Source organism: Rhizobium sp. AAP43 (genome assembly GCF_001296045.1).
Lineage (GTDB): Bacteria > Pseudomonadota > Alphaproteobacteria > Rhizobiales > Rhizobiaceae > Allorhizobium.
Genome location: NZ_LJHS01000015.1, coordinates 1 through 22,603, shown reverse-complemented (window position 1 = coordinate 22,603; position 22,603 = coordinate 1). Strand labels below are relative to the sequence as shown.

Here is a 22,603-nt window from a genome sequence, read left to right as displayed (position 1 = left end):
CCCGCCAAGGGGCCTTTGCAGATACTTTCGCATTGTCCTAGTCTGCCAAGGTGGGCACAAGCGCCCTTCGAGTGCAAGGAAGGCAGAGCATGGACGAGACGACGCATGACACCAGCCAGTTGGAAATGGTGGTGTTGATGACGCCCGATATGGCGAATTTTTCGGGCAAGGTGCATGGCGGCGCCTTGCTTAACATTCTCGATCGGGTGGCCTATTCCTGTGCCTCTCGTTATTCCCAGCAATATGCGGTGACGCTCTCGGTCGACCAGGTCGTGTTCCGCCAGCCGATCCATGTGGGCGAACTCGTGACCTTTCGCGCCTCGATCAACCAGGCCGGGCGCACCTCGATGGAAATCGGTATCCGGGTCGAAGCCGAAAACATTCGCTCAGGCGAACGCCGGCACACCAATTCCTGTTATTTCACCATGGTCGCGGTCGATGCCGAGGGTCGGCCAACCGCCGTGCCGCCCTATACGCCGGAGACAGAAGTGCGAAAGCGCCGCCAGCGTGCCGCAGATATTCGCCGGTTGCTGCGGCTTGAATTCGAGGCGCGCTTCAAGGAAGCCAGCGCGATGGCAGATGAGCGGGTTTGATCTTACCTGCGCCCAGCCGGTGTTTGTGCGCGGGCAGCGATGCCGTCGGTCAGCCCTTGGCGTCCATGCGGGAAAAGGCGGCAAGCACTGTTCGTTCCGATTGCATCAGATAGGCGTCGAGGGCTGCGGCGGCCGCTTGCGGATCGCCTGCCTCCAGCATTGAGAGTATGCCGGCATTGAGTTCGACATAGGGCGCATGCAGGAGCTCCGGATCATGCAGCAGGCCGAAACTCAAGCGTAGCTCAGCCGCGATCTGGGCATAGAAGTCACTGAGCCTGCGGCTGTCTGCCAGATCGACGATCGCCGCGTGGAAGGCCATGTTGTCGCTGCCGACCACGCCCCAGTCTTTGCGGTCGCGCGCGGCACGCGCACTCTCGACTGCGACGCGCATGCGGGCCACCGCCGGGTGGTTGGGATAGGCATTGGCAAGCGCCCGGCATTCGATCATGCGACGGACACGGTAGATGTCGATGATCGAAGCCATGCTCGGCGTTGAGACGAACACGCCGCGGTTCGGCTCATGGCGCAGCAAACCTTCCTTGGTCAACAGCCGGAAAGCCTCGCGCAGCGAGTTGCGTGACACATCCAGATCCGCACTCAGAGCCGCCTCAGACAGGCGCTGGCCAGGCTTCAGTTCGCCGGCGATCAGCTTGTCGCGGATCGCTTCCGCCAATCTCGGCGCGAGCGCCGTCGTTTCCTGTTCCGCCATCATGCCCCAACCGCCGGCTTTGCGGTCTCTCCTCTACGGCGATCTCAAAGCGTCGCCATGCCGATCGCAGTGGTTATCTCGCAGGACGCCCAGGCGAACAAGGGGGCCGGAACGTCGTCCAAAGATTGTTCTGAATGGGGCAAAACCGCCAATTTCAACGCCATGCCGCCTATAGTTTGAGCAACTTGGTAGAACGATTAAATAAAATCGTTCAACGATCTTGACAGAATTGTGAAACGCAACGACGCTGCATTTGCTGATTAACAAATCCTGCCGGGACTACCGGCGCTTGATCGGTCAACCGAAGAGGGAACAATGGAACAGAATTCGACAGCGACTGACGCCACAGCCGGCGGAATGTCGAACCGCACGCGCCGCGCAGCCCTGGTTGCCGCCATCTTTCTGATGGCGACCTCTGCCATCGGGCCTGGCTTCATCACCCAGACGGCAACCTTCACCACGAAGCTCGGATCCGCATTCGCCTTTGCAATCCTTGCCTCGATCCTGATCGACTTCGTCGTCCAGTTGAACATCTGGCGGATCGTCACACTGACAAAGATGCGCGCCTCCGACATCGCCAATGCCGCAATCCCTGGAACGGGCTACCTGCTGGCGGCCCTTGTGATCATCGGCGGGCTGTTCTTCAATATCGGTAACATTGGCGGGGCCGGCCTCGGCCTGAACGCCATGCTCGGCATCGATCCCAAATGGGGCGGCGCAATCAGTGCGCTGATTGCCATCGGCATCTTCTCATCGAAAAGCGCGGGCGTTGCCATCGATCGGCTGATCGTGGTTGCCGGCATCGCCATGATCGCTCTGACCCTTTATGTGGCGATTATCTCCGGTCCACCCGTTGGTGACGCCCTCTTCCAGACCTTCCTGCCTTCCACCATCGATTTCGCCACGATCACCACGATCGTCGGCGGCACTGTTGGAGGCTACATCACATATTCGGGTGCGCATCGCCTGCTCGACAAGGGCACGGTCGGCATCGAAAATCTCGGCGCCGTTAACCGCGCAGCACTCACCGGCATCGCCGTCACCGGCCTCATGCGCTACGTGCTCTTCCTCGCCATCCTCGGCGTGGTAGCCTCCGGTGTCGTGATCGACGTTTCGGGCAAGGGTGCAAATCCGGCAGCCCAGGCCTTCCAGGCAGCCGCTGGCGATGTCGGATACCGGATCTTCGGCGCCGTTCTCTGGTTCGCCGCCATCACCTCGGTCATCGGTGCCGCCTATACCTCGGTCTCCTTCATCACCGTGTTCAAGCAGGACATCAGCGAGCGCGGCCGCAACATCGCGACCGTCATCTTCATCGCCGTCTCGCTGTTCTTCTATGTCGTCATCACAACGCCTCCTGCCCAGATGCTCGTCTTCGTTGGTGGCCTGAACGGCTTGATCCTGCCGATCGGCCTGTCCATCTTCATCTATGCGGCTTGGGCGCGGTCCGACCTCATGGGTGGCTATCGCTATCCGCGCTGGCTGCTGGTGCTGGGCGCCCTCACCTGTGCCTTGACCTGGTACATGGGCTACAAGTCGATCGGCCCGATCTTCGCACTGCTGACCGCGACAGCCTGATTTCGACAAGGGAGGACGACATGAGTGCCATCGACCTGAACAGTGACCTCGGTGAAAGCTACGGCGCCTGGACCATGGGTGACGACGAAGCCATGCTTTCGATCGTCTCCAGTGCCAATGTCGCCTGCGGCTTCCATGCCGGCGATCCGCTCGGCATCTGGAAAACCGTGAAGGCTGCAGCCGAGAAGGGTGTTTCGATCGGTGCGCATGTCTCCTACCCGGATCGGGTCGGCTTCGGCCGGCGCGACATGGATGTGACATCGGCGGAATTGACCGCCGATGTCATCTATCAGATCGGCGCCCTTAAGGGTGTTGCCGCCGCAGCCGGCGTATCTGTTGGATATGTCAAACCGCATGGCGCCCTCTACAATCGCATCGCCAATGATGCGAAGCAGGGCCAGGCGGTTATCGACGGCATCAAGGCTGTCGATCCCTCGCTGGTGCTGATGGGACTTGCCGGGGCGCCAATCCTCAACCTCGCCCGGAAGTCTGGTCTGGCAGTGGTGGCCGAAGCCTTTGCCGACCGCGCCTATACGCCGGACGGCCAGCTCGTTTCCCGTCGCGAGGCGGGAGCCGTGCTGCACGATACCGACCTGATCGCCCGCCGCATGCTGCAGCTTGCCAAAACTGGCACGCTGGAAGCCATTGATGGCTCGACGATCAAGGTGGATGCCCAGTCGATCTGCGTCCATGGCGACAGCCCAGGCGCCGTTGCGATCGCCCGTGAGATCCGCAAGGCCTTCGAAGCAGACGGCATTGCCATCCGCTCGTTCCTGGCCAACTGAGCCGACAGGTAGGACAAGAGATGATTGCCATCGACAATCTCCGCCACGTCGACGCCGAACCGGCGCGCCTTGCGCGCGCCCGTTACCGCCAGGGGGCCATCGAGCCGACGGCGGGTATCGCTCCCGGCTTCACCCAGGCCAACATGATCGTACTGCCGCGCGACTGGGCGTTTGATTTCCTGCTTTATGCCCAGCGCAATCCGAAGGCCTGCCCGGTTCTCGACGTCTCCGATCCGGGTTCGCATGCGACCATGCTTGCGCCGGGCGCAGACCTTCGCAAGGACCTGCCGCTTTACCGGATCTGGCGCAACGGCAAGCTGGCCGAAGAGACGGCGGACGCAACGGCCGCCTGGGCCGAACATCCGGATCTCGTCAGTTTCCTGATCGGCTGCTCGTTCACCTTCGAAACTCCAATGGTCGAAGCCGGCATCGAGATCCGCCACATCACAGATAAGACCAATGTCCCGATGTATCTGACCAGCACACCCTGCCGGCCGGCGGGCCGCCTGCATGGCAATATGGTCGTCTCGATGCGACCGATCCCCGCCTCGCGCGTTGCCGATGCAGCCACTATTTCCAGCAGGTTCCCGGCCGTGCATGGATCGCCCGTGCATGTCGGCTCGCCTGAAGAAATCGGCATCAAGGATCTGGCAAAGCCGGAATTCGGCGATCCGGTGCGGATCGAGCCGGGCGAAGTACCCGTGTTCTGGGCCTGCGGAGTGACGCCCCAGGCGGCTGTGATGGCCTCCGGCGTACCCTTTGCCATCACCCATGCGCCGGGCCACATGTTCGTGACCGATATTCCCGATTCCGCTTACCACGCCTGAGGTTCCGATGCGTTTCCTGCCCGTCAGCCTGACCGTCCTGCTCGTCGAACTAAAGGATCTCGACGAGACGCTGGCGCTGTTCGCCTCGCTCGAGAGCGATCCCGTCGATGGCATCGAGGATATGGTGCCGGCTGCGCGCACGCTGATGATCCGCTTTCGCCCCGAAACGCTGAAGGCCGAGCAGCTCGCCGCCGCCATCGCCACACGTGATCTTTCGGCCAAGATTGCTCCCTCGGACAAGATGGTCGAGATCCCCGTCCGCTATGACGGCGAGGATCTGGCCGATGTCGCAGACCTGACCGGCCTCTCGGTTGAAGACGTGATCCGCCGCCACACAGAGAGCATCTTCACCGTCGCCTTTTGCGGCTTTGCGCCTGGTTTCGGCTATCTCGTCGGCGGCGACCCAGCGCTGCAAGTGCCACGCCGTCAAAGCCCGCGCACGAAGATCCCGGCGGGATCCGTCGCGCTCGCTGGCGCATTTTCCGGCGTCTATCCGCAAAACAGTCCCGGCGGTTGGCAGATCATCGGCACCACGCCCTTGAAGATGTGGGACCTCCTACGCGATCCGCCAGCGCTTTTTCAGCCGGGCTACCGTGTCCGCTTTACCGACACGGCAAAGCAGACCCAAACGGCTATCGTCTCTGCCCGTGTCTCCACAACCAAAGAAGACGCACAGGCAACGCCGCCCGATGGCGTCACGATCAAGGTTCTGGCATCGCCTATGCCCGCGCTATTCCAGGATCTCGGCCGCTTCGGTCAGACAGGCCAAGGCGTCTCCTCCTCCGGCGCGCTCGATCAGGGTGCATTCAAGGCCGCAAACCGGGTGGTCGGTAATCCTGTGGAAATGCCAGCACTCGAAATTACGCTCGGCGGCTTCTCCTTCGAGGCCTCTGGCCGCGCCGTCATGGCCCTGACAGGAGCACCCTGCCCGATCACCATTCGCAACGCTGGTGGATGGATGTGGAAGGCCGACACCTATCGGCCGATATCATTGGAAGCAGGCGACGTCGTGACCTTGGGCTTTGCTCCGCGTGGCGCCCGCAGCTATCTCGCCTTTCGTGGTGGTTTGCATGTAACACCGGTGCTGGGTAGCGCATCGACCGATACGCTCGCCGTCGTCGGCCCCGAACCAGTTGTCGTCGGCTCGACGCTTCAGGTGAAGTCAGAGCGCAAGGGTCTCGTGCCGGTATCGCTCGACGAGGCTCCCGCTTTTGACCATCCTGCGGTGGACGAGGTGGTGACGCTGGACGTGATCATGGGCCCGCGCAGCGACTGGTTCACGGAATCCGGCTTGGCCACGCTTTCGAGCCAAACCTATCTGGTGACCCCGCAATCCAACCGCGTCGGCATCCGCATCTCGGGCGATGTGGCGCTGGAGCGCAAGGATGCCGCCGAACTGCCGAGCGAAGGCACGGCCACAGGTGCAATCCAGGTTCCGCATAGCGGACAGCCCGTGCTGTTCCTGGCTGATCACCCGTTGACGGGCGGCTACCCTGTCATTGGGACCGTCGCTGAATATCATCTCGACCTTGCCGGGCAGATCCCGGTCAATGCCCGGATCCAATTCCGGCCTATCACGCGCTTTGCCGAGATTGAGCCCGTCCGGGGCTGATCTGCATTCCGCAATACTAGGCCGCAACACGACTGTGAGGAGACATTCGATGAAGAAAGTGCTGATCGCCAATCGCGGCGAGATTGCCGTGCGCATCATCCGCGCCTGCCGCGACCATGGCCTCCAGTCGGTCGCCGTCTACGCCGATCCCGATATCGACGCTGTCTTCGTCAAGCTGGCGGACGAGGCCTATGGCCTCGGTGGCAGCCGTCCGGCGGAAACCTATCTCGATATCGAAAAGCTGATCGCGATTGCCAAGCGTTCCGGCGCCGATGCGGTTCATCCCGGCTATGGCTTTCTCTCGGAACGCGCGGAGTTCGCCCGGGCAGTACAGGACGCAGGCCTCATCTGGATTGGCCCCGATCCGCATGTGATCGAAGCTCTGGGCGACAAGGTCGAGGCGCGTCGGATTGCAACCAGTGTCGGCGCGCCTCTGGTTGCCGGCAGCGATGGTCCGGTCGAGACGGCAGCCGAAGTGATCGCTTTTGCCGAAAGCCATGGCCTTCCGGTCGCAATCAAGGCTGCCCATGGCGGCGGCGGGCGCGGTCTGAAGGTCGCCTGGAAGATGGAGGAAATCGCCGAACTCTATGAGTCAGCAGTCCGGGAGGCCAAGGCGGCCTTTGGTCGCGGCGAGTGCTTCCTCGAACGTTTCCTCGATCGCCCACGCCATATTGAGGCGCAGGTGCTGGCTGACAAGCACGGTAATGTACTCGTCGTCGGAACCCGCGACTGCTCCTTGCAGCGCCGCAACCAGAAACTGGTCGAAGAGGCGCCGGCCCCCTTCCTGACCGATGCTCAACGCCAATCAATCCATGATGCGGCCAAGCGGATCTGTGCAGCTGCCGGCTATTCCGGCGCGGGCACGGTCGAATTCCTGCTCGGCGTTGACGGCACGATCTCCTTCCTCGAGGTAAACACCCGCCTGCAGGTCGAACACCCCGTCACCGAAGAAACGACCGGCATCGATCTGGTCATTGAACAGTTTCGCATTGCCGCCGGCGAAAAGCTTACCGTCATCACAACCCCCGCCCCCCGCGGACACTCGATCGAGTTTCGCATCAATGCCGAGGACCCCGGCCGCGGCTTCCTGCCGACACCCGGCGCCATCACGGCCTTCGACGCGCCCTCCGGGCCCGGCGTCCGTCTCGATAGCGGCGTGCAATCCGGATCAACCGTGCCCGGCACATTCGATAGCCTGATGGCCAAGCTGATCGTGACGGGCGCCACGCGCGAACAGGCGATTGCCCGTGCCCGCCGGGCGCTGAAGGAATTCAACATCGAGGGCCTCGCCACCGTGCTGCCCTTCCACCGCGCAGTGCTGGAAGCACAGGACTTCACCGGCGAGGACGGCTTCAAGGTGCACACACGCTGGATCGAAACCGATTTCGCCGACACGCTGGACACCATGGCCCGACCGGAACAGCTGGCCGACACCGCGCTGATCCGTACCCATGTCGAGATCGACGGCAAGCGCCATGCTCTCGGCATCCCGGCATCGCTTCTCGCCGGCCTCGGTGGTTTGGCTGGTCAGGGTACGGCCGCAGCCGCTCCCGCTGAAAAGACCGACGCCTCAGCGATCACAGCCCCAATCGCCGGCACGCTTCAGGCTTTCAAGGTCGAAGATGGTGCAATGGTGCAAGAAGGGGACCTGATAGCGGTGATGGAAGCCATGAAGATGGAGACACAGATCACCGCCGCGCGGGCCGGACAGGTGAAGTTCAAGGCAGAGGCTGGCGCCTATCTACAGCCCGGCCAGGAGATTGCGCGCTACGAGTCCTAAGGACGGGGAGGCTTCAGGCGCCCAGCGAAGCGCCCATCAAACAGCAAAAGGCCCGCTTGAAAGCGGGCCCGTTGCTGGAGGACTTTAAAGCCTTCAGGCTTTATCGACAATTTTCTTTACAGCATCTTTCGCCTGGCCCTTGGCCTGCTGCGCATCGCCCTTGGCTTCCTGTGCAGCGCCCTTGGCCTGCAAGCTGCGGTTATCGGTTGCGTCGCCGACGGCCTGCTTTGCCTTGCCGACCAGTTCGTTTGTCTTGCCGGAAATCTTGTCCGCTGTAGAACCCATTTTCGCTCTCCTTCTTCCGAGTTTGCGTCCCATGCAGCCTTCAAGTCGCTATCCGGTCATTGTGCCGGGGAAGTCCATATTCGGCTGCTTGTTGATCGCTTGTGGTTCTACAATGCCTCGCGACGGCTTTCGTTCCGCGCCTGAAGCACACCAAGCGGTGTCAGCGGGCTTTCAGCGCTTGTAGGTCTGCAATCCGGGACGGTAGGTCTTGTCGTCAAGAAACTGCTTCAGGCCCTCGGCGCGGCCATTGCTTTTGTCCAGCAGAAGCATCTGCTCGAGCTTGGCATAGATATAATCGTCCGCCTGTTCCCAGGGCATATTCCGCACCCGCTTGAATGTATCCTTCGCGGCCTTGAGCACCACCGGATTTTTCTCCAGAAGGGTGCCGCAAAGCGCCCTGACCCGGTTCTCGAGGTCGCCGAGCGGCACGGATTCATTGACCAACCCCATCTCCCGCGCTTTCTGACCGCCGAAAGTCTCGCCGGTCATGATGTAATAGAGGGAATCCCGATGGCCCATCACTTCGGCCACCGCGCGCGTGACATTGCCACCCGGCAGGATTCCCCAGTTGATCTCCGAAAGCCCGAAGGTCGCCTCGTCCGCAGCGATGGCGAGATCGCAGGCAACCAGAGGCGTGAAGGCGCCACCAAAGCACCAGCCATTGACCATGGCGATGGTCGGCTTTTCGAAATACATCAGCCGGTTCCACCATCCGCCGGCCTGGCGGCGGCTTTTCAGCACAGCGCCCCGACCCTTGCCGTCATTTTCGCGGAAATACTCCTTAAGATCCATGCCTGCCGAAAAGGACTGGCCTGCGCCGCGGAGAACCAGAACACCGCAGCGCTCGTCGGCTTCCAGTTCATCGAGGATCTCCAGCATCCGGATATTGAGCGCCGGATTCATCGCATTGCGTTTTTCCGGCCGGTTCAGGGTGACAAATGCGATGCCGTTGTCAAACTCGACCAGCACCGGTTCGGGCAGGTTGCTTTCTATATCAGCCATGATTTCACTCCTGCATGCCTGTTTCGACCGGCAGTGCCGGGGGATTTTGGGTAGACGCGTAGGTCTGGCGCAGCAGATTTTTCTGCGCCTTGCCGGATGCCGTCCGTGGGATGGTTTCGACAAAAAGGATGCGGTGCGGCCGCTTGTAGGATGCGAGGCGTTCCGCGCAAAAGGTTAGAATTTCCTCGGCACTCGGTGTCTCAGCGGCGACCGCAACCACAAGCGCCAGACCGCACTCGCCCCATTTGGCATCCGGGACACCAATCACCGCAACATCCTGGACCTTGGCATGGGCCCCGATTACAGCCTCGATTTCTGCCGGAAAGACATTCTCGCCGCCGGTGATATACATGTCCTTCAGCCGGTCCGGCACAAAGATGACGCCGCCTGAATCACGCCGTCCGAGATCGCCGGTGCGAAACCAGCCATCGACGAAAGCCAGCGCGGTCTCTTCCGGCTTGTTCCAGTAGCCCGGCGTGACGGACGGTCCCCGCAGCCAGATTTCACCCACCTCACCATCCTCGACGTTCTCGCCCGTGGCATTGACGATCCTGATTTCCAGGAGAGGTGCGGGATAACCGACGCTACCCGGATGACGTGCGATCGCCTCTCGATCCAGCGGCATATGGATCGCTGTCCCCACCTCGCTCATCCCATAGCCGTTCACGAGCGGAATCCCGTGCTCAAGAAATTCGGCAATCAAGGCAGGCGAGAGCGGCGCGCCACCGATGAAGATTGCCTGCAAGGCCTCAAGCGCCCTCGGGTTCCAGACAGGGCTTGCACGCAAGGTCGCTGCCATCTGGGGGACGGCAAAATAGTGAGTGACACCGAGTTCGGGATCACCGAGGAGCGACAGGGCGCGGTCAGGGTGAAAGCGGTCCGCTATGATCAGGAGCCCGCCCATCATCACCGTCGTTCGGGCAATCGCCACCAGGCCGATCGTGTGGAAAAACGGAAGGTCACAAAGCGTGACCGACGCCTCCGTGATCTCGCCGACCATGGCGAAGTTCACAGCCGAAGCGAAGGCATTGTGCCGCGTGAGCAGCACTCCCTTGGGCTTTCCGGTCGTGCCTGACGTATAGAGCATAATGCAGGTCCTGGCTGCCTCGAATGAAGCTGCCGCAACCGCACCAAGCTTACCCGCCCGAGCAAGAAGCCCGTTTTCACCCTCAACGGTCAGAACCTGCACCCCGTCCCGCACCGCCTCTGCGAGGACGGACGCAAACTCTACGTCATGAATGAATAGGGCAGGGTCGCCGTCCTCAATGATAGGCCGCAACTCAGCGGCACCCAATCGCCAGTTCAGCGGTATGAACACTAAACCTGCGCGCTGGCAGGCAAGGCAGGTCGCAAGTTGTGCAATGGAATTGCGACCGAGATAGGCGACATGCGGCGGCGCCACGGATGCCTTGACTTCATTGGAAAGCAAAGCGCCGATCTTGCCGACAAGACGATCTAGCTCTGAAAAGGTAAGACGTTCACCGCTCGCAACCTCAACAACAGCGTCGGCGTCAGGAGACACCTTGGCCCGGTAGACCAACGGGTCATACGTCTCCAGCCCGCAGAATTGCGCAGCTATCCCCTCCACCCCTACGGGCTGGTCCATACGATCTCCTCCCTGCGCCACTCCCAAGCACATCGTAAGTTCGACATACTAAATCAAAAATGATCACAGACAATAGGAGAATTCCCTGATAGAACAGAATATGATCACAGAGAACAAGCGAACATTGTTCTGACCCGCGAAAGAAGGCACATGATACTAAAGAATGACCTGAATCCGGCCAATTATGATGAAGTCTTCGAACTTGGCCGCCGGCTGAGGACGGGGCGCCTTGATGACATTCTCGGCTTTCACATCCGTATGGCTAACGTCGCGATCTATCAGGACTATTCTACGGCGATGGGTGAACTCGGCCTCACGCAGAAGCAATTTGCCGTCCTTGAACTCATTGCAGCCAACCCCGGCGTTGGGCAGATCGACATCGCAAATCAGCTCAGCATGGATCGCGCGACGATGATGGCGCTCGTCAATCGGCTCGAGGCACGCAACCTGATATCGCGCCAGGCTTCAGCCATTGACCGCCGTCGGCAAGAATTGCGCATGACCGGCGACGGCGCAATCTTGCTTGGCCAAGCGCGGGACCTCCAGGAAGCCCATGAGCTTCGCTTCACCAGCCGGTTCACACCTGAAGAGCTGGAGGTTTTCATTGGCTGTCTGAAGAAAATCTATGCAGACATCGTTCCCGGCAACAACGAAACCGACTGAATGCCTGGCCAGATGGGGCAGCCGTCTGAAAAACGACTGCCCCCGCATCTGGCAATAGCCGCTCTCCTCAAAAAGGATAGTGCTGGTTCGGATCTTCGATCGTGATCCAGCGCAAGTCAGTGAATTCGGCAATCGCGGCTTTGCCGCCGAATCGGCCGTAGCCACTCCCCTTGACACCTCCAAACGGCATCTGAGGCTCGTCAAAGACCGTCGGACCGTTAATGTGGCAAATCCCGGATTCGATCCGGGCGGCGACGGCCAGCGCGCGACGAATGTCTTTGCTGAAGACGGCGCCGGACAAACCATATTCGGTATCGTTGGCAATCCTGATTGCTTCCTCCTCACCGTCTACGCGGATAATCGGTTTGACCGGCCCGAAGCTTTCCTCGGCATAGAGGCGCATGTCGGGAGAGACGTTGTCGAGCAGCGTTGCCTCGACAACGCTCCCTTCCCGCTTGCCGCCGGCGAGCAGTATCCCACCCTTGCCCAGCGCATCCGCGATAAGCTCGTCCATTTTCTTCGCCGCATCGAGACTGATCAGTGAACCCAGAACCACATGCCCCTTCGGGTCACCAGCCGGCAGCTTCGAAACCTTGGCCGCGAGTTTCGTCACGAACGCATCAGCAATCTTGTGGTCAACGATGATCCGTTCGGTCGACATGCAGATCTGCCCCATATTGGCGAAGGCACCAAAAGCTGCGGCATTCACCGCAGCATCGATATCTGCATCATCGAGAATGATGAGCGGCGCCTTCCCGCCAAGTTCAAGCAGCGCTGGTTTCAGGTGACGACCACACAGCTCGCCAATAAGCTTGCCGACACGGGTCGAACCGGTGAAGTTGACCCTCCTTACGGACGGATGCGCGATCAGGGCTTCGACGATCTGTGCTGCGTCTTCCGGCGCATTGGTGATGACACCGACCACGCCGGAGGGAAGCCCGGCTTCAACGAGGCATTGGGCAATCAGACGATGTGTGCCAGGGCACTGTTCGGACGCTTTGAGAATGACGGTGTTTCCGCAAGCGATTGGCATGGCGATCGCCCGCGTTCCCAGAATGATCGGCGCATTCCACGGCGCAATCCCGACGCAAACACCGGCAGACTGACGAATTCCCATCGACAGTGAACCCGGCTTGTTGGACGGAATGACTTCGCCGGAAATCTGCGTGGTCATTGAAGCTGCCTCACGCAGCATGCCGGCAGCCACCATGACGTTGAAACCAGCCCATTGGCCTGTCGCACCGGTCTCTGCCGTCATCAATGCCGAGAACTCGCTCGATTGAGCCTCCATGATGTCAGCAGCCTTCAAAAGGATCTTTCGGCGCTCCCCGGGTCCCGTCTTCGACCACGCTGGAAACGCCGCAGCTGCCCCGTCTACCGCCGCCTTCACATCATCGAGCCCGGCTGCAGACGCCGTTGTTGCGATCTCCTGGGTATAGGGATTGATCCGATCATAGGTCCGGTTCCCGATGGCAGCCTTCTCCGCACCATCGATCAACATTGGAATATGCATGTTCATGGCAATTACTCCTCCAGTATGCCTGATTTAATATCGAGTTCGCTTCAGCCCCGTTGCGAGCTCCAACTCGACGTGTCACGTCAAGAGGGGTGGCCTCTCTGAGCGACTTTCAACCCTCCGAAGAACAGACTTATTCGTGAGTCTAAAAAACGTTCCTGCCTCGCAAGGAATGGCATATCGCTCAATAGGGTAAGCCAACATAGTTCTCCGCCATCGCCGTAGACGCGGCCCTGGATTGGGTCAGATAGTCGAGTTCTGCTTCCTGGATTCTCTGGCCGAAATCTCCGGTATCCGGGAAGCGATGAAGCAGCGTGGTCATCGACCAGGAAAAACGCACTGCTTTCCAGACCCGCCGCAATGCCTTTTCGGAATAGGCATCGAGCCCTGCGTCGGTTTTCTCCAGATAATGCTGGAGCAGGCCTTCGCACAGGTAATGGACATCCGAGACGGCGAGATTGAGACCCTTGGCGCCGGTCGGCGGGACAATATGCGCGGCATCACCGACAAGGAAGAGCCGACCGAACCGCATTGGCTCCGCCACGAAGGAGCGGAGCGGGGCAATCGACTTTTCAAAACTCGGACCAGTTATCAGCGCCTCGGCATGGTGCAGCGGCAGGCGACGGCGAAGCTCATCCCAGAAGCGGTCGTCCGACCACATCTCGACGGTATCGTCGAGTGAACATTGGACGTAGTAGCGACTGCGGGTGTGCGACCGCATCGAACACAGCGCGAAACCACGTGGATGATTGGCATAGATCAGTTCATGACTAACCGGCGGTACATCGGCCAGGATCCCGAGCCAGCCGAAGGGGTAGACACGCTCGAACGTCCTGATCGCCTCTTCCGGCACTGCCTTTCGGCTCGCACCGTGGAAACCGTCGCACCCAGCAATGAAATCACAATCGATCCGATGGGTTAGGCCGTCTTTGACGTAGGTGACAAAGGGTGCATTCCCATCGAAGCCGTACGGGCTCACATCTTCGGCATCGTAGATCGTGATGTACCCGTCGCGTGCGCGTTGTTCGATCAGATCAAGAGTTACCTCCGTCTGGCCATAGACCACAACCCGCTTCCCGCCTGTCAGGCCGAAGAGATCGATCCGATGATCGCGCCCGTTGAACGCGAGCGAGAAACCATCATGCGGCAAGCCCTCCCGATGCATGCGGGCGCCCACCCCAGCGCGATCGAGCAGGCCGACGGTCCCTTCCTCCAGGACGCCGGCCCGGACGCGTGACAGGATGTGGTCCTTGCCGACGCGGTCAAGGATCACCGTGTCGATGCCAGCATTGCCCAGCAACTGGCCGAGCAGAAGCCCGGATGGACCCGATCCGATGATGACGACTTGGGTGCGCATGGTTCCTCCCAACGGCAGCCGCCGATCACGAAGCCTGGTTCAGAGGCATTTCGAAATTGGCATTGCGCAAATTGTGAGATCAGATGCGGGAATGAACAATGGACGCAGCACGCCAACTATTGCACAAATCGAACATGGACACGACCAGCGCGCGGATGATGTCCGCCATCCCGAGTTATGACCTCTACGGCGAGAGCGGATCAGCCGCTGCGCAGTTTTGGGTGCACTGCGAAACAATACCGTCGCGAAGCAGTCTCCACCACTTCGAAATAGGCATGCACCGGCATGTGCATTTCTTCCAGATCCTGTCGATCCTTTCAGGTTCCGGCGACGCGATATTCGGTGATCGAATTGTGCGTATCGAACCACCGGCCATAATAACAATACCGCCCGGCGTAGCGCATGGTTTCAGGTTTGCACCGGATATCGACGGGCATGTCTTCACCATTCTCTCAGGCCGACTGCCGGCGCGGCCGGACGAACCCAGTCCGATCGGGAGATTTCTTGCCGAACCCCGCGTTACATGTCTCGATGACACAGCGGCACCTGCGATCCGCTCGACACTCAACACCGTGCTCTCGGAATGGGCTGGCCGCCGAAGCCAGTGGGCGATCATGGTCGAGGCCGGCATCGCTTCAACGCTGGCGCTGACAGCCCGAGCCGCGGCACTGGATGTTCGAGAGGCGCAAGGCGGCGACGAGAATGACCGGCGAATGGAGATCCTCTCCACTCTGGTGCAGCGGGAAGTCCGCAATCACCGTCCGGCGAGCTACTTTGCCTCTGCGCTTGGCATATCGCCCACCCATCTCAATCGGATCGTCAAGGTAAAGACGGGCCTGAGCACCCAGGCGTTTCTCGCGGAGCGCCTGCTCGAAGAGGCCCAGCGTGCGCTTCTGTTCACAGGCGGAAACGTGCAGGACGTCGCCTTTCGTCTCGGCTTTTCCGATCCCGCCTATTTCTCTCGTTTCTTTTTGCGCCAGACGGGCGTGACACCCCGTGCGTGGCGCCTCCAGGAACAGCCCAAGCTCGGCGCCCGTGAGGAGGGCCTTGGCCTCAATCACGGGTGAAGCGTTTGATCAAAAGCGGACGGATGTCTTGCATGGGACGTTCGACGCCATCGAGGCGCGGGGTCATTCCGGCGGCAAATCCTTCCGCTTCGAACCCGCGAATGAAATCTGCGTCTCCACTGATCACATGGACCGGGACCGCACGCGACGCATTGGGGCCGGTCACGATGCTGGCCGGCTGGTGATCGCCAAGAATGACAAAGACTGTGTCAGAGCCAAAGCGCGCCATGTAACTCCCCAGCGTCTGCAGCGAATAATCAATGGTTTCGATATACTGCCGACGGACCCGCTCAGGATCAGCCCAGACCACAGAGGGTGGATCGCCGCTCGTCGCTTGGGCATCGAAGACCGTGCCGTCGCCGATGGCATCCCAATCGATCAGGTGCGCCACCGGTGTCCAGGGTGCGTGGCTCGAGATGAGCGCGATCTCGGCCATGACGTTCTTTCCCGCGGCTCGCGCCGGCTGACGGGCCAGTCGCTCGAAGGCAGCAAGCGTATACTGGTCCGGCATGGTGATCCAATTGAACGGCTTGCCGCGATAGCCGAGATCGGCGGCGGCCAGAACACGGTCATAGCCGTAATAGGCGGCCTCCGGCCAGGCCATGGTGATGGCCGGCATGATGGCGACGCTCTGCCAACCGGCCTCCGAAAACAGACGATTGAGGCTTGGCTGGCGGCTCATCATCAGGCGATCATAGCGTGCCTGATTGTCGATCCAGAGGCCCGACATCAACGTGCCATGCGCAAGCCAGCTCAGCCCCCCAACTGTCGGAGAGGTCACCCAGGTGCTGGCGGAAAAGAGACCAGCATCGCCGATCGCCTTTTCCACCGCAGCCAGACGCGACTGGATCAGTGGCGCATAACGAGGATCTTCGATAGCACTGCGGCCATAGGATTCGACGAAGATCACCACAATATCGCGGCCCCGCACGCGTCCGAACAGACCATCGCCGGATAGAGGCTCAACGCCTGCATCCAACACCTTCTCGAAAGCCTGCATATCGACGGCCGACCGGATGACAAGATCAATGCGGGCGACGAGATAGCGCACGACGCCGGCATCCGTCCGGAGTGAGCCCATGGCCAGCGATCCACCGGCAAAGGCTGCGAGCACGGCAAAGGCTCCGATCAGCCGACGCCGCGCCCTGCCCTCTGTGGCAGCCATTTCGCGTGCGCTGCGCCAGAAAAGCCAGATCACCAGAGCGACGCCAAAGAGCACGACGCAGCCCAGGATGAATGCGGTTCCAGCCCCGATCGAGCCGGACAGAACATTCCAGCCATCCCCCATCAATCGGCTGTCGAGGTAGGGGTTGAACGGGCGCTGAAAGGCCGTCTGCGTCCCCAGATCGGCAATCTTCAGGGCCAGCAGCAGGAAGACGACGACCGCAACGATGGCGCGCACCACGCGGCCCATCCATCCCGGCACCAGCAGGAGCATAAGGCAGAGCAGCGGCCACTCCAGCGGCAATCGCAAGAAGGCATCCAGGCCCAGGGCATCCGGATGATCCGGGAGCCGGATCGCGATTAAGACAAACACTGAGACCACAAGGCCTGCCAGCAGAGGCTTGACCGACGAGACTGGCCGTCTGACGGCAGAACAATTCGAAGTCATCAAAGTCCGCAGCCTGTGTCGTGACGTAGTGCTATGACTTGATGCAGCAACGTCGTTGAAAGTTCTGGCCCGTGTCCGCCTTCCGTTTCCTGATCCTTCTTTCGGTCCTGGCCATCGTCCTCTTGCTGGCGCTGAGGCTTGATACGACCACGTTGATTGCCGCCCTTTCGAAGGTGTCGACACTGCACATCGCCGGGATTCTTTGTCTCGTCCAGGCTCAGATTGTTCTCTCGGCCCTGCGCTGGCGTTTTACCGCTGACCGCTTGGGCCAAACCATTGCGAGTGGTGAAGCGATCCGCGAATATTATGTCGCCACTCTGCTCAACCAGTCCCTGCCGGGCGGTGTTGCCGGAGATGCGTTGCGCGCTTACCGAATGCGCGCGGAAGGCCCCGGCGGTTGGAAGCAGCCGGCCAAGGCAGTCGTCTTTGAAAGGCTGTCCGGACAGATCGTCTTCTTCGCCTTCGCCGCTCTGGGTCTGTTCGCCTGGCCGAACATCGTCGGCGTGGACGCAAGCGACCATATGGCGATCGTCGGGTTCGCCGTTGTTGTCGGGCTTGGCGCCCTGATGCTCCTCGGATGGAAGATCGCAAAATCCAAAGGGGTGATCGGGCAGCCCGGCATGCTCGCGGACATCCGTAAGGCATTTCTCGATCGCGGTGCCTGGGCCATCCAGATCGCCCTCAGCTTGACGGTGGTCCTGGCCTATGTCGCGGCTTTCTTTATCGCCTCGCATGCCGTAGGCGCCAGACTTCCGTTGATCGCAACGGTCACCATCGTGCCGCTGACGCTGCTCGCCATGCTGATACCATCGGGTCTCGGCGGATGGGGAAGCCGGGAGGCGGCCGCCATGGCGCTGTGGCCTCTGATCGGGGCGACGACGTCTGAGGGTCTCGCAGCAAGCCTTGTCTATGGTGGCCTCTCGCTTGCAGGCGCCCTGCCCGGCTTGGCGTTTCTCGTCTGGAGCGGCGCGCCAAAGACCCCGCAAGCTTAAGCTACCGCACGGCAGACTAGACGCGACGTCCCCGTCTGAGCTCGCTCCGATCATCGCTCAACGCCCGGCCGAGCAAGCAGATAACGAATGTCGACTGCGAAGGAATAAACGAGCGCGGCAAGCGCGATTGCGGCGATTGCAGTCGCGACGTCGGAGGATACGAAAGGCACAAGGATCGCACAGAGTGCTGCCACCTGCACAACGCAGACAAGCTTGCGACGGAACGATGGCGGCAGGCTACCATTCAATTTTGGAGAAAAATGACCCCACGCCAGGAATCCGTAGCGCATCAACCCGATCAGAACGACCCAGGCTCCCACCTTGTCGAGAAGCAAGGCCGCCAGAGATAGAAGGAGGATCAGGAAGGCATCCACCTCCATGTCGAAGCGTGCCCCGAACGACGATTCGACCTCAAAACGGCGCGCCAGATAGCCGTCGATGCCGTCGAGAGCAAACGCAATCAGCACAATGCCAAGCAATGTCCAGAGGGCCACCGGATCGCCAGCAAGCCGCTCACTCGACACGAGCGCACCGGCTGTCAGGCTGACAAGTCCGGCCCGGATCGATGTGACCAGATTGGCCGGACCAAAGCGATCATGCCCATGGCCGGGCAGGGCGCGGAGGACGAGCGCAAAGATGATCGCCAGCGTCACCAGCGTGACAATGATAAAACCCGGCCCAAGCGGAAAAATAGCAAAGGCTGCGACGAGCAGCGCCAGGGTGCATGCTGCGACCAGGGAGAGATTGGTGATGGCGGTGGAGAGCAACAACCCACGCCCCTCCAATCCAAAGGCACGCTCATCCCACCAATAGCCCAGCCGCTCTGGTCCGCTCGCCATCTGTTCAATCCTCCTGGATGCAAGCTTACTCTGCTGCGACCAGGGTTTCGAGGTCCATCATGTGACCGCCGCGGATTGTCTTTGTCCGGAGGTAGTTCTGGTTCTCGGCCGTCACGCGGCCGACGACCGGCGAGCGTGCTTCCACATCAATGCCACCCGCACGCAGACCGGCGATCTTGGTGGGGTTGTTGGTGTAGACGGCAACCCGACCAATGTTCATCAGCCGCAACATGGCAACAGCCGCCTCGTAGCGTCGGTGATCTTCTGCCAAGCCCAGCTCGGCATCCGCGTCGATCGTATCGAAGCCGAAATGCTGGTAGCCATAGGCGCGCATCTTCGCACCGATTCCCGTGCCACGGCCTTCCTGGTCGAGGTAAAGCAATACGCCGCCACCGGCTTCCTGGAGAAGAGCAAGACCATTGCGCAGCTGGTCACCGCAGTCGCATTTCAGCGAGCCGCAGAGATCGCCCGTGATGCAGGATGAGTGGATGCGGATCGGAACGGTCTTCGTTACGTCAGGCCGACCAACGACGATGGCCACCTGATCCTTCTGCGCGACACCACCGCGGAACACGACGAATTCGGCATGATCCATGCCTTCGAGCGGTACACGGGTTCGGACAACCTCGTCGAAACGCTGGCGCGCCTGGTCCGCACCCTTCAGCCGGTCAGCATTCAAGAGGCAGCACGCTGCGAAGCGATCCGGCTGTTCGGTGACATCCGCCACAACCATTGCCGGAAGGAGAAGGGCGATGCGAGCAAGTTCTGCGGTTTGGGCAGCGAGCGCATCGGCAGGCTGCCAGAGACGCGGCGCTTCAACGCCGAGTGAATAGGCCAAACGCGAGGCCTGATCGAAGTTCAGGCCGGCAAGCGGCACCAGAATATCCGCGCTCGACGAAATACCCAGGCGTCCCGCCCGCGGCGCGGTCAACAACAGGGAGTGACGGTTGCCTGCTGCCGCGGCAAATTGATCGAAAACAGTCGGTGCCACGCAATCGAGCGAAAGGGACGCAAGCTTCCGGCTGCCGTCGGACAAAACGACTGGACGGCCAAAGCGCAATTCGGCGACTGCGCGTTCAACTTCGGCTTCCGGCGATACGAATTCGAACATGGACGGGCTCAGGCTGGACATGATGCTTACTCTCCCTACGTCAATGGTTGTCATTACGCCTGAGAACTCCGGCTGGATTGCGTAGAGCCTGTAAATAAATATTGATCGGCCATTCGAAACCAAATGCGCGCTGACGCGCTACGTTCCCGGTTGGATGCTGGAATTGGTGAAGGACCACTGCCTTTGACGGAAAGAACTGACCGAGAGCCCGCCATTCGGCAGGCAACCGCACTCTGGCAAACCGGTCCAGGGGAAGTGCAACTGCAGCATCAGGCGCTCGGTGAACGGCAATCCGGGCAGCTCATGATCCGAAACATGTTCAGCGGTGTCAGCCGGGGCACGGAACGGCTGGTGCTTGAGGGCCTCGTCCCTGAAAGCGAACGTGAACGCATGCGTGGGCCGGGCATGGAGGGCAGTTTCCCCTTCCCGGTCAAATACGGGTATGCCAGCGTCGGACGCATTGAAGACGGTCCGCCCGAACTGCGCGACCGTGCAGTCTTCGTCCTTCATCCGCACCAGGACCTGTTCATTGTGTCGGAGGAGCAGATCAACCTCCTGCCCGATGCGCTTCCCCCGAGACGAGCTGTGCTCGCTGCCAATATGGAGACCGCACTCAACATCATCTGGGATGCCGGTATCCTGCCCGGCGACAGGGTGGTGGTTTTCGGGGCGGGCGTCGTGGGAACCCTTGTTGCCTATCTGTCGAACGGAATTGCCGGGACAGAAACCCTTCTCGTTGATAGCAATCCCGACCGCAGCGCACTGGCAGCAGAACTGGGACTTGCGTTTTCCAATCCCGGTGACCTCAGCGGCGAATTCGACGTACTGATTAATGCCACGGCTTCGGCAAATGCGCTCGAAGCCGCAATCGCCCATGCCGGCATGGAGGCCCGCATCGTCGAGGCCAGCTGGTATGGCGACCGTTCCGTCAACATTCCGCTCGGCGGGGCGTTCCATGCAAGGCGGCTTTCACTCATCAGCTCGCAGGTCGGCACGATCCCCCCGAACAGGGCTTCGCGGTGGAGCTACAAGCGCAGGATGGCCAAGGCGTTGGAACTGCTGGTCGACACCCGCCTCGATGCCCTGATCTCGGGCGAGACAGCTTTTTCTGAACTGGAAGCTGCCTATCCCCGTATCCTGTCATCGCCGGATACGCTCTGCCACCGCATCCGCTATTCGTAAAAGACAGACACACGAAAGAGAGACCATGTTCGCAGTTGAAGTGAGAGACCATATCATGATCGCCCACAGCCTTCCCCGCCCGGTCTTCGGGCCGGCACAGGGCATGCACGGGGCAACGTTTGTCGTGGATGCTGCCTTCTTCACCAAGGATGTCGACGAGGATGGACTTGCCGTCGATATCGGGGCTGCGACAACCGTTCTGTCGGAGATCCTGAAGCCCCTCAACTATCAGAATCTCGACGAACATCCGGCGTTTGCCGGCAAAATCAGCACGACCGAGGTCATAGCCAAGCACATCTTCGATCAGCTGGCTTCCGCCGTATCCGACAAAAAGCTTGGCCCGGGTAGCCACCGTATTTGCCGCTTGCGCGTGCTGCTGCACGAATCCCACGCCGCACGCGGCTGGTATGAGGCCGACCTTTGACGCGCAGCCTGGTTTTCGCCTATCCCGGCGATCTCACGTTGAAGACCGGTGGCTATGGCTATGACCGCGCTGTCGTCGCCGGCCTCAAGTCTCTTGGCTGGGACGTACAATTGCTTGCGCTTGGCGACGGCTTTCCAGCCCCTTCGACGGACACGCGCCGTGACGCGGAAGCGCGGCTCTCGGCCCTTTCCGACGGCGCACTGGTCCTGATCGACGGGCTCGCCTTTGGCGTTCTGGATGACTGGGCAATGCGGGAAAGAAGCAGACTGAAGATCGTCGCGCTGGTTCATCACCCGCTGGCACTCGAAACAGGTCTGTCCCCGACCGACCAGGAGCGGTTGACGAATTCGGAGCGCCGAGCGCTTTCAGCCACCCGCCACGTCATCGTAACATCGCAGATGACCGCACGCGAGGTGGCAGATCGGTTTGAGATCGCCGCCGAGCGCATCACGACAGCCATCCCCGGCACGGCCCGCGGCCTGCCCTCGACCGCCTCCGGTCAGCCACCGCACATTGTCTCGATCGGCACGCTGACGCGCCGCAAGGGGCATGATGTGCTCGTTTCGGCGCTGAAAAAGATCGAGGATCTCGACTGGACGGCATCGATCATCGGTAGCCGTCGGCTTGACCCTGAGATCAGCCGCCAGATCGAGGCCCAGATCGCGACGCTCGGTCTGGCCGATCGCATCGCTCTCTGCGGAGAGGTCGACGACACAGCCACGGCACTGGCCGGAGCCGATATTTTTGCGCTCGCCAGCCGCTATGAAGGCTACGGCATGGTCTTTGCTGAGGCCCTGACACAGGGACTGCCAATCGTCGCCTGCCATGCGGGAGCCGTTCCCGAAGTGGTTCCGGCAGATGCGGGCATTCTCGTTCCCGTTGACGATCCCTCAGCATTTGCCGCCGCACTGCGCAGGCTTCTGACTGATGAACCCGGACGGGCAGCCAGAGCCGAGGCCTCCGCGCGTGCCGGGTCAGCGCTCCCCCGCTGGGACGATACCAGCCGGACCATTTCAAACGCATTGGAGACTGTTCGATGAGCGGTTTTGACAAGGACTGGCTGGGG

21 protein-coding genes are annotated in these 22,603 nt (G+C 60.9%); 12 read left to right on the top strand and 9 right to left on the bottom strand.

The features are described from left to right. Positions 1-89: 89 nt before the first annotated feature. Positions 90-593 carry an acyl-CoA thioesterase gene (locus tag IP76_RS10450; RefSeq protein WP_054158158.1) on the top strand — a complete coding sequence of 168 codons (504 nt, stop codon included), beginning with the start codon at positions 90-92 and terminating at the stop codon, positions 591-593. A 49-nt stretch (positions 594-642) separates the two neighbouring features. Here IP76_RS10450 and IP76_RS10445 read toward each other — a convergent pair whose 3' ends face one another. Continuing rightward, positions 643-1,302 carry a GntR family transcriptional regulator gene (locus IP76_RS10445; RefSeq protein ID WP_054158185.1) on the bottom strand — a complete coding sequence of 220 codons (660 nt, stop codon included), beginning with the start codon at positions 1,300-1,302 and terminating at the stop codon, positions 643-645. A 315-nt stretch (positions 1,303-1,617) separates the two neighbouring features. Here IP76_RS10445 and IP76_RS10440 point away from each other — a divergent pair, with 315 nt between their 5' ends. Genes IP76_RS10440 through IP76_RS10420 form a run of 5 tightly spaced genes read left to right on the top strand, consistent with a single transcriptional unit; the run spans position 1,618 to position 7,881 of the window. Then, positions 1,618-2,877: an NRAMP family divalent metal transporter gene (locus tag IP76_RS10440; protein ID WP_054158157.1), complete on the top strand. Its 1,260-nt coding sequence runs from the start codon at positions 1,618-1,620 to the stop codon at positions 2,875-2,877. A gap of 20 nt (positions 2,878-2,897) precedes the next feature. Then, a complete protein-coding gene (locus IP76_RS10435; RefSeq protein ID WP_054158156.1) occupies positions 2,898-3,662 on the top strand; it encodes a LamB/YcsF family protein in 765 nt (254 codons plus the stop codon). 20 nt (positions 3,663-3,682) lie between these two features. Beyond that, positions 3,683-4,489: a putative hydro-lyase gene (locus tag IP76_RS10430; RefSeq protein ID WP_054158155.1), complete on the top strand. Its 807-nt coding sequence runs from the start codon at positions 3,683-3,685 to the stop codon at positions 4,487-4,489. A 7-nt stretch (positions 4,490-4,496) separates the two neighbouring features. Continuing rightward, entirely contained in the window at positions 4,497-6,101 is a 1,605-nt protein-coding gene (locus IP76_RS10425; protein WP_054158154.1) for a 5-oxoprolinase/urea amidolyase family protein, read from the top strand. A 49-nt stretch (positions 6,102-6,150) separates the two neighbouring features. Next, on the top strand, positions 6,151-7,881 hold the full coding sequence (locus IP76_RS10420) for a biotin carboxylase N-terminal domain-containing protein (RefSeq protein WP_054158153.1): 1,731 nt from the start codon (positions 6,151-6,153) through the stop codon (positions 7,879-7,881). A gap of 93 nt (positions 7,882-7,974) precedes the next feature. Here the strand turns inward: IP76_RS10420 and IP76_RS10415 are convergent, their stop codons facing one another. The 3 genes from IP76_RS10415 to IP76_RS10405 form a co-directional block, all read right to left on the bottom strand. After that, on the bottom strand, positions 7,975-8,166 hold the full coding sequence (locus tag IP76_RS10415; protein WP_054158152.1) for a CsbD family protein: 192 nt from the start codon (positions 8,164-8,166) through the stop codon (positions 7,975-7,977). 171 nt (positions 8,167-8,337) lie between these two features. Further along, complete coding sequence (locus IP76_RS10410; protein ID WP_054158151.1) at positions 8,338-9,168, bottom strand: p-hydroxycinnamoyl CoA hydratase/lyase; 831 nt, start codon at positions 9,166-9,168, stop codon at positions 8,338-8,340. Positions 9,169-9,172: 4 nt separating this feature from the next. Next, positions 9,173-10,774, bottom strand: a complete 1,602-nt coding sequence (locus IP76_RS10405) for an AMP-binding protein (RefSeq protein WP_054158150.1) — start codon at positions 10,772-10,774, stop codon at positions 9,173-9,175. Positions 10,775-10,924: 150 nt separating this feature from the next. On the opposite strand from IP76_RS10405, the gene IP76_RS10400 reads away from it, so the two are divergent. Next, complete coding sequence (locus IP76_RS10400; RefSeq protein WP_054158149.1) at positions 10,925-11,437, top strand: MarR family winged helix-turn-helix transcriptional regulator; 513 nt, start codon at positions 10,925-10,927, stop codon at positions 11,435-11,437. A gap of 67 nt (positions 11,438-11,504) precedes the next feature. Here the strand turns inward: IP76_RS10400 and IP76_RS10395 are convergent, their stop codons facing one another. Together IP76_RS10395 and pobA are read right to left on the bottom strand one after the other, a co-directional pair. Further along, on the bottom strand, positions 11,505-12,950 hold the full coding sequence (locus tag IP76_RS10395; protein ID WP_054158184.1) for an aldehyde dehydrogenase: 1,446 nt from the start codon (positions 12,948-12,950) through the stop codon (positions 11,505-11,507). Positions 12,951-13,137: 187 nt separating this feature from the next. Beyond that, the gene (gene pobA / locus IP76_RS10390) at positions 13,138-14,310 is read right to left on the bottom strand and encodes a 4-hydroxybenzoate 3-monooxygenase (protein WP_054158148.1); all 1,173 of its coding nucleotides are present in this window, start codon (positions 14,308-14,310) and stop codon (positions 13,138-13,140) included. A gap of 155 nt (positions 14,311-14,465) precedes the next feature. Between pobA and IP76_RS10385 the strand changes: the two genes are divergently transcribed. Further along, a complete protein-coding gene (locus IP76_RS10385; protein ID WP_054158183.1) occupies positions 14,466-15,377 on the top strand; it encodes a helix-turn-helix domain-containing protein in 912 nt (303 codons plus the stop codon). Here IP76_RS10385 and IP76_RS10380 read toward each other — a convergent pair. Further along, on the bottom strand, positions 15,364-16,851 hold the full coding sequence (locus IP76_RS10380) for a sulfatase-like hydrolase/transferase (protein ID WP_245281437.1): 1,488 nt from the start codon (positions 16,849-16,851) through the stop codon (positions 15,364-15,366). The genes IP76_RS10385 and IP76_RS10380 overlap by 14 nt on opposite strands. A 209-nt stretch (positions 16,852-17,060) precedes the next feature. Here IP76_RS10380 and IP76_RS10375 point away from each other — a divergent pair, with 209 nt between their 5' ends. Beyond that, positions 17,061-17,981 (top strand): lysylphosphatidylglycerol synthase transmembrane domain-containing protein, encoded by a 921-nt coding sequence (locus IP76_RS10375; protein WP_082352489.1) that lies wholly within the window; start codon positions 17,061-17,063, stop codon positions 17,979-17,981. Positions 17,982-18,031: 50 nt separating this feature from the next. On the opposite strand, the gene IP76_RS10370 is transcribed toward IP76_RS10375, so the two are convergent. After that, positions 18,032-18,820, bottom strand: a complete 789-nt coding sequence (locus tag IP76_RS10370; RefSeq protein WP_054158146.1) for a CDP-alcohol phosphatidyltransferase family protein — start codon at positions 18,818-18,820, stop codon at positions 18,032-18,034. A gap of 25 nt (positions 18,821-18,845) precedes the next feature. Next, positions 18,846-19,952, bottom strand: a complete 1,107-nt coding sequence (gene ribA, locus IP76_RS10365; RefSeq protein ID WP_054158145.1) for a GTP cyclohydrolase II RibA — start codon at positions 19,950-19,952, stop codon at positions 18,846-18,848. Between the two features lie 162 nt (positions 19,953-20,114). On the opposite strand from ribA, the gene IP76_RS10360 reads away from it, so the two are divergent. The 3 genes from IP76_RS10360 to IP76_RS10350 are packed head-to-tail and all read left to right on the top strand — an operon-like array spanning position 20,115 to position 22,577. Continuing rightward, a complete protein-coding gene (locus tag IP76_RS10360; RefSeq protein ID WP_245281436.1) occupies positions 20,115-21,113 on the top strand; it encodes a zinc-binding alcohol dehydrogenase in 999 nt (332 codons plus the stop codon). A gap of 25 nt (positions 21,114-21,138) precedes the next feature. Next, positions 21,139-21,537, top strand: coding sequence for a 6-carboxytetrahydropterin synthase (locus IP76_RS10355; RefSeq protein ID WP_054158144.1), 399 nt, complete (start codon positions 21,139-21,141; stop codon positions 21,535-21,537). After that, positions 21,534-22,577: a glycosyltransferase family 4 protein gene (locus IP76_RS10350; RefSeq protein WP_054158143.1), complete on the top strand. Its 1,044-nt coding sequence runs from the start codon at positions 21,534-21,536 to the stop codon at positions 22,575-22,577. Before IP76_RS10355 ends, IP76_RS10350 begins: the two co-directional genes overlap by 4 nt. Positions 22,578-22,603 lie beyond the last annotated feature (26 nt).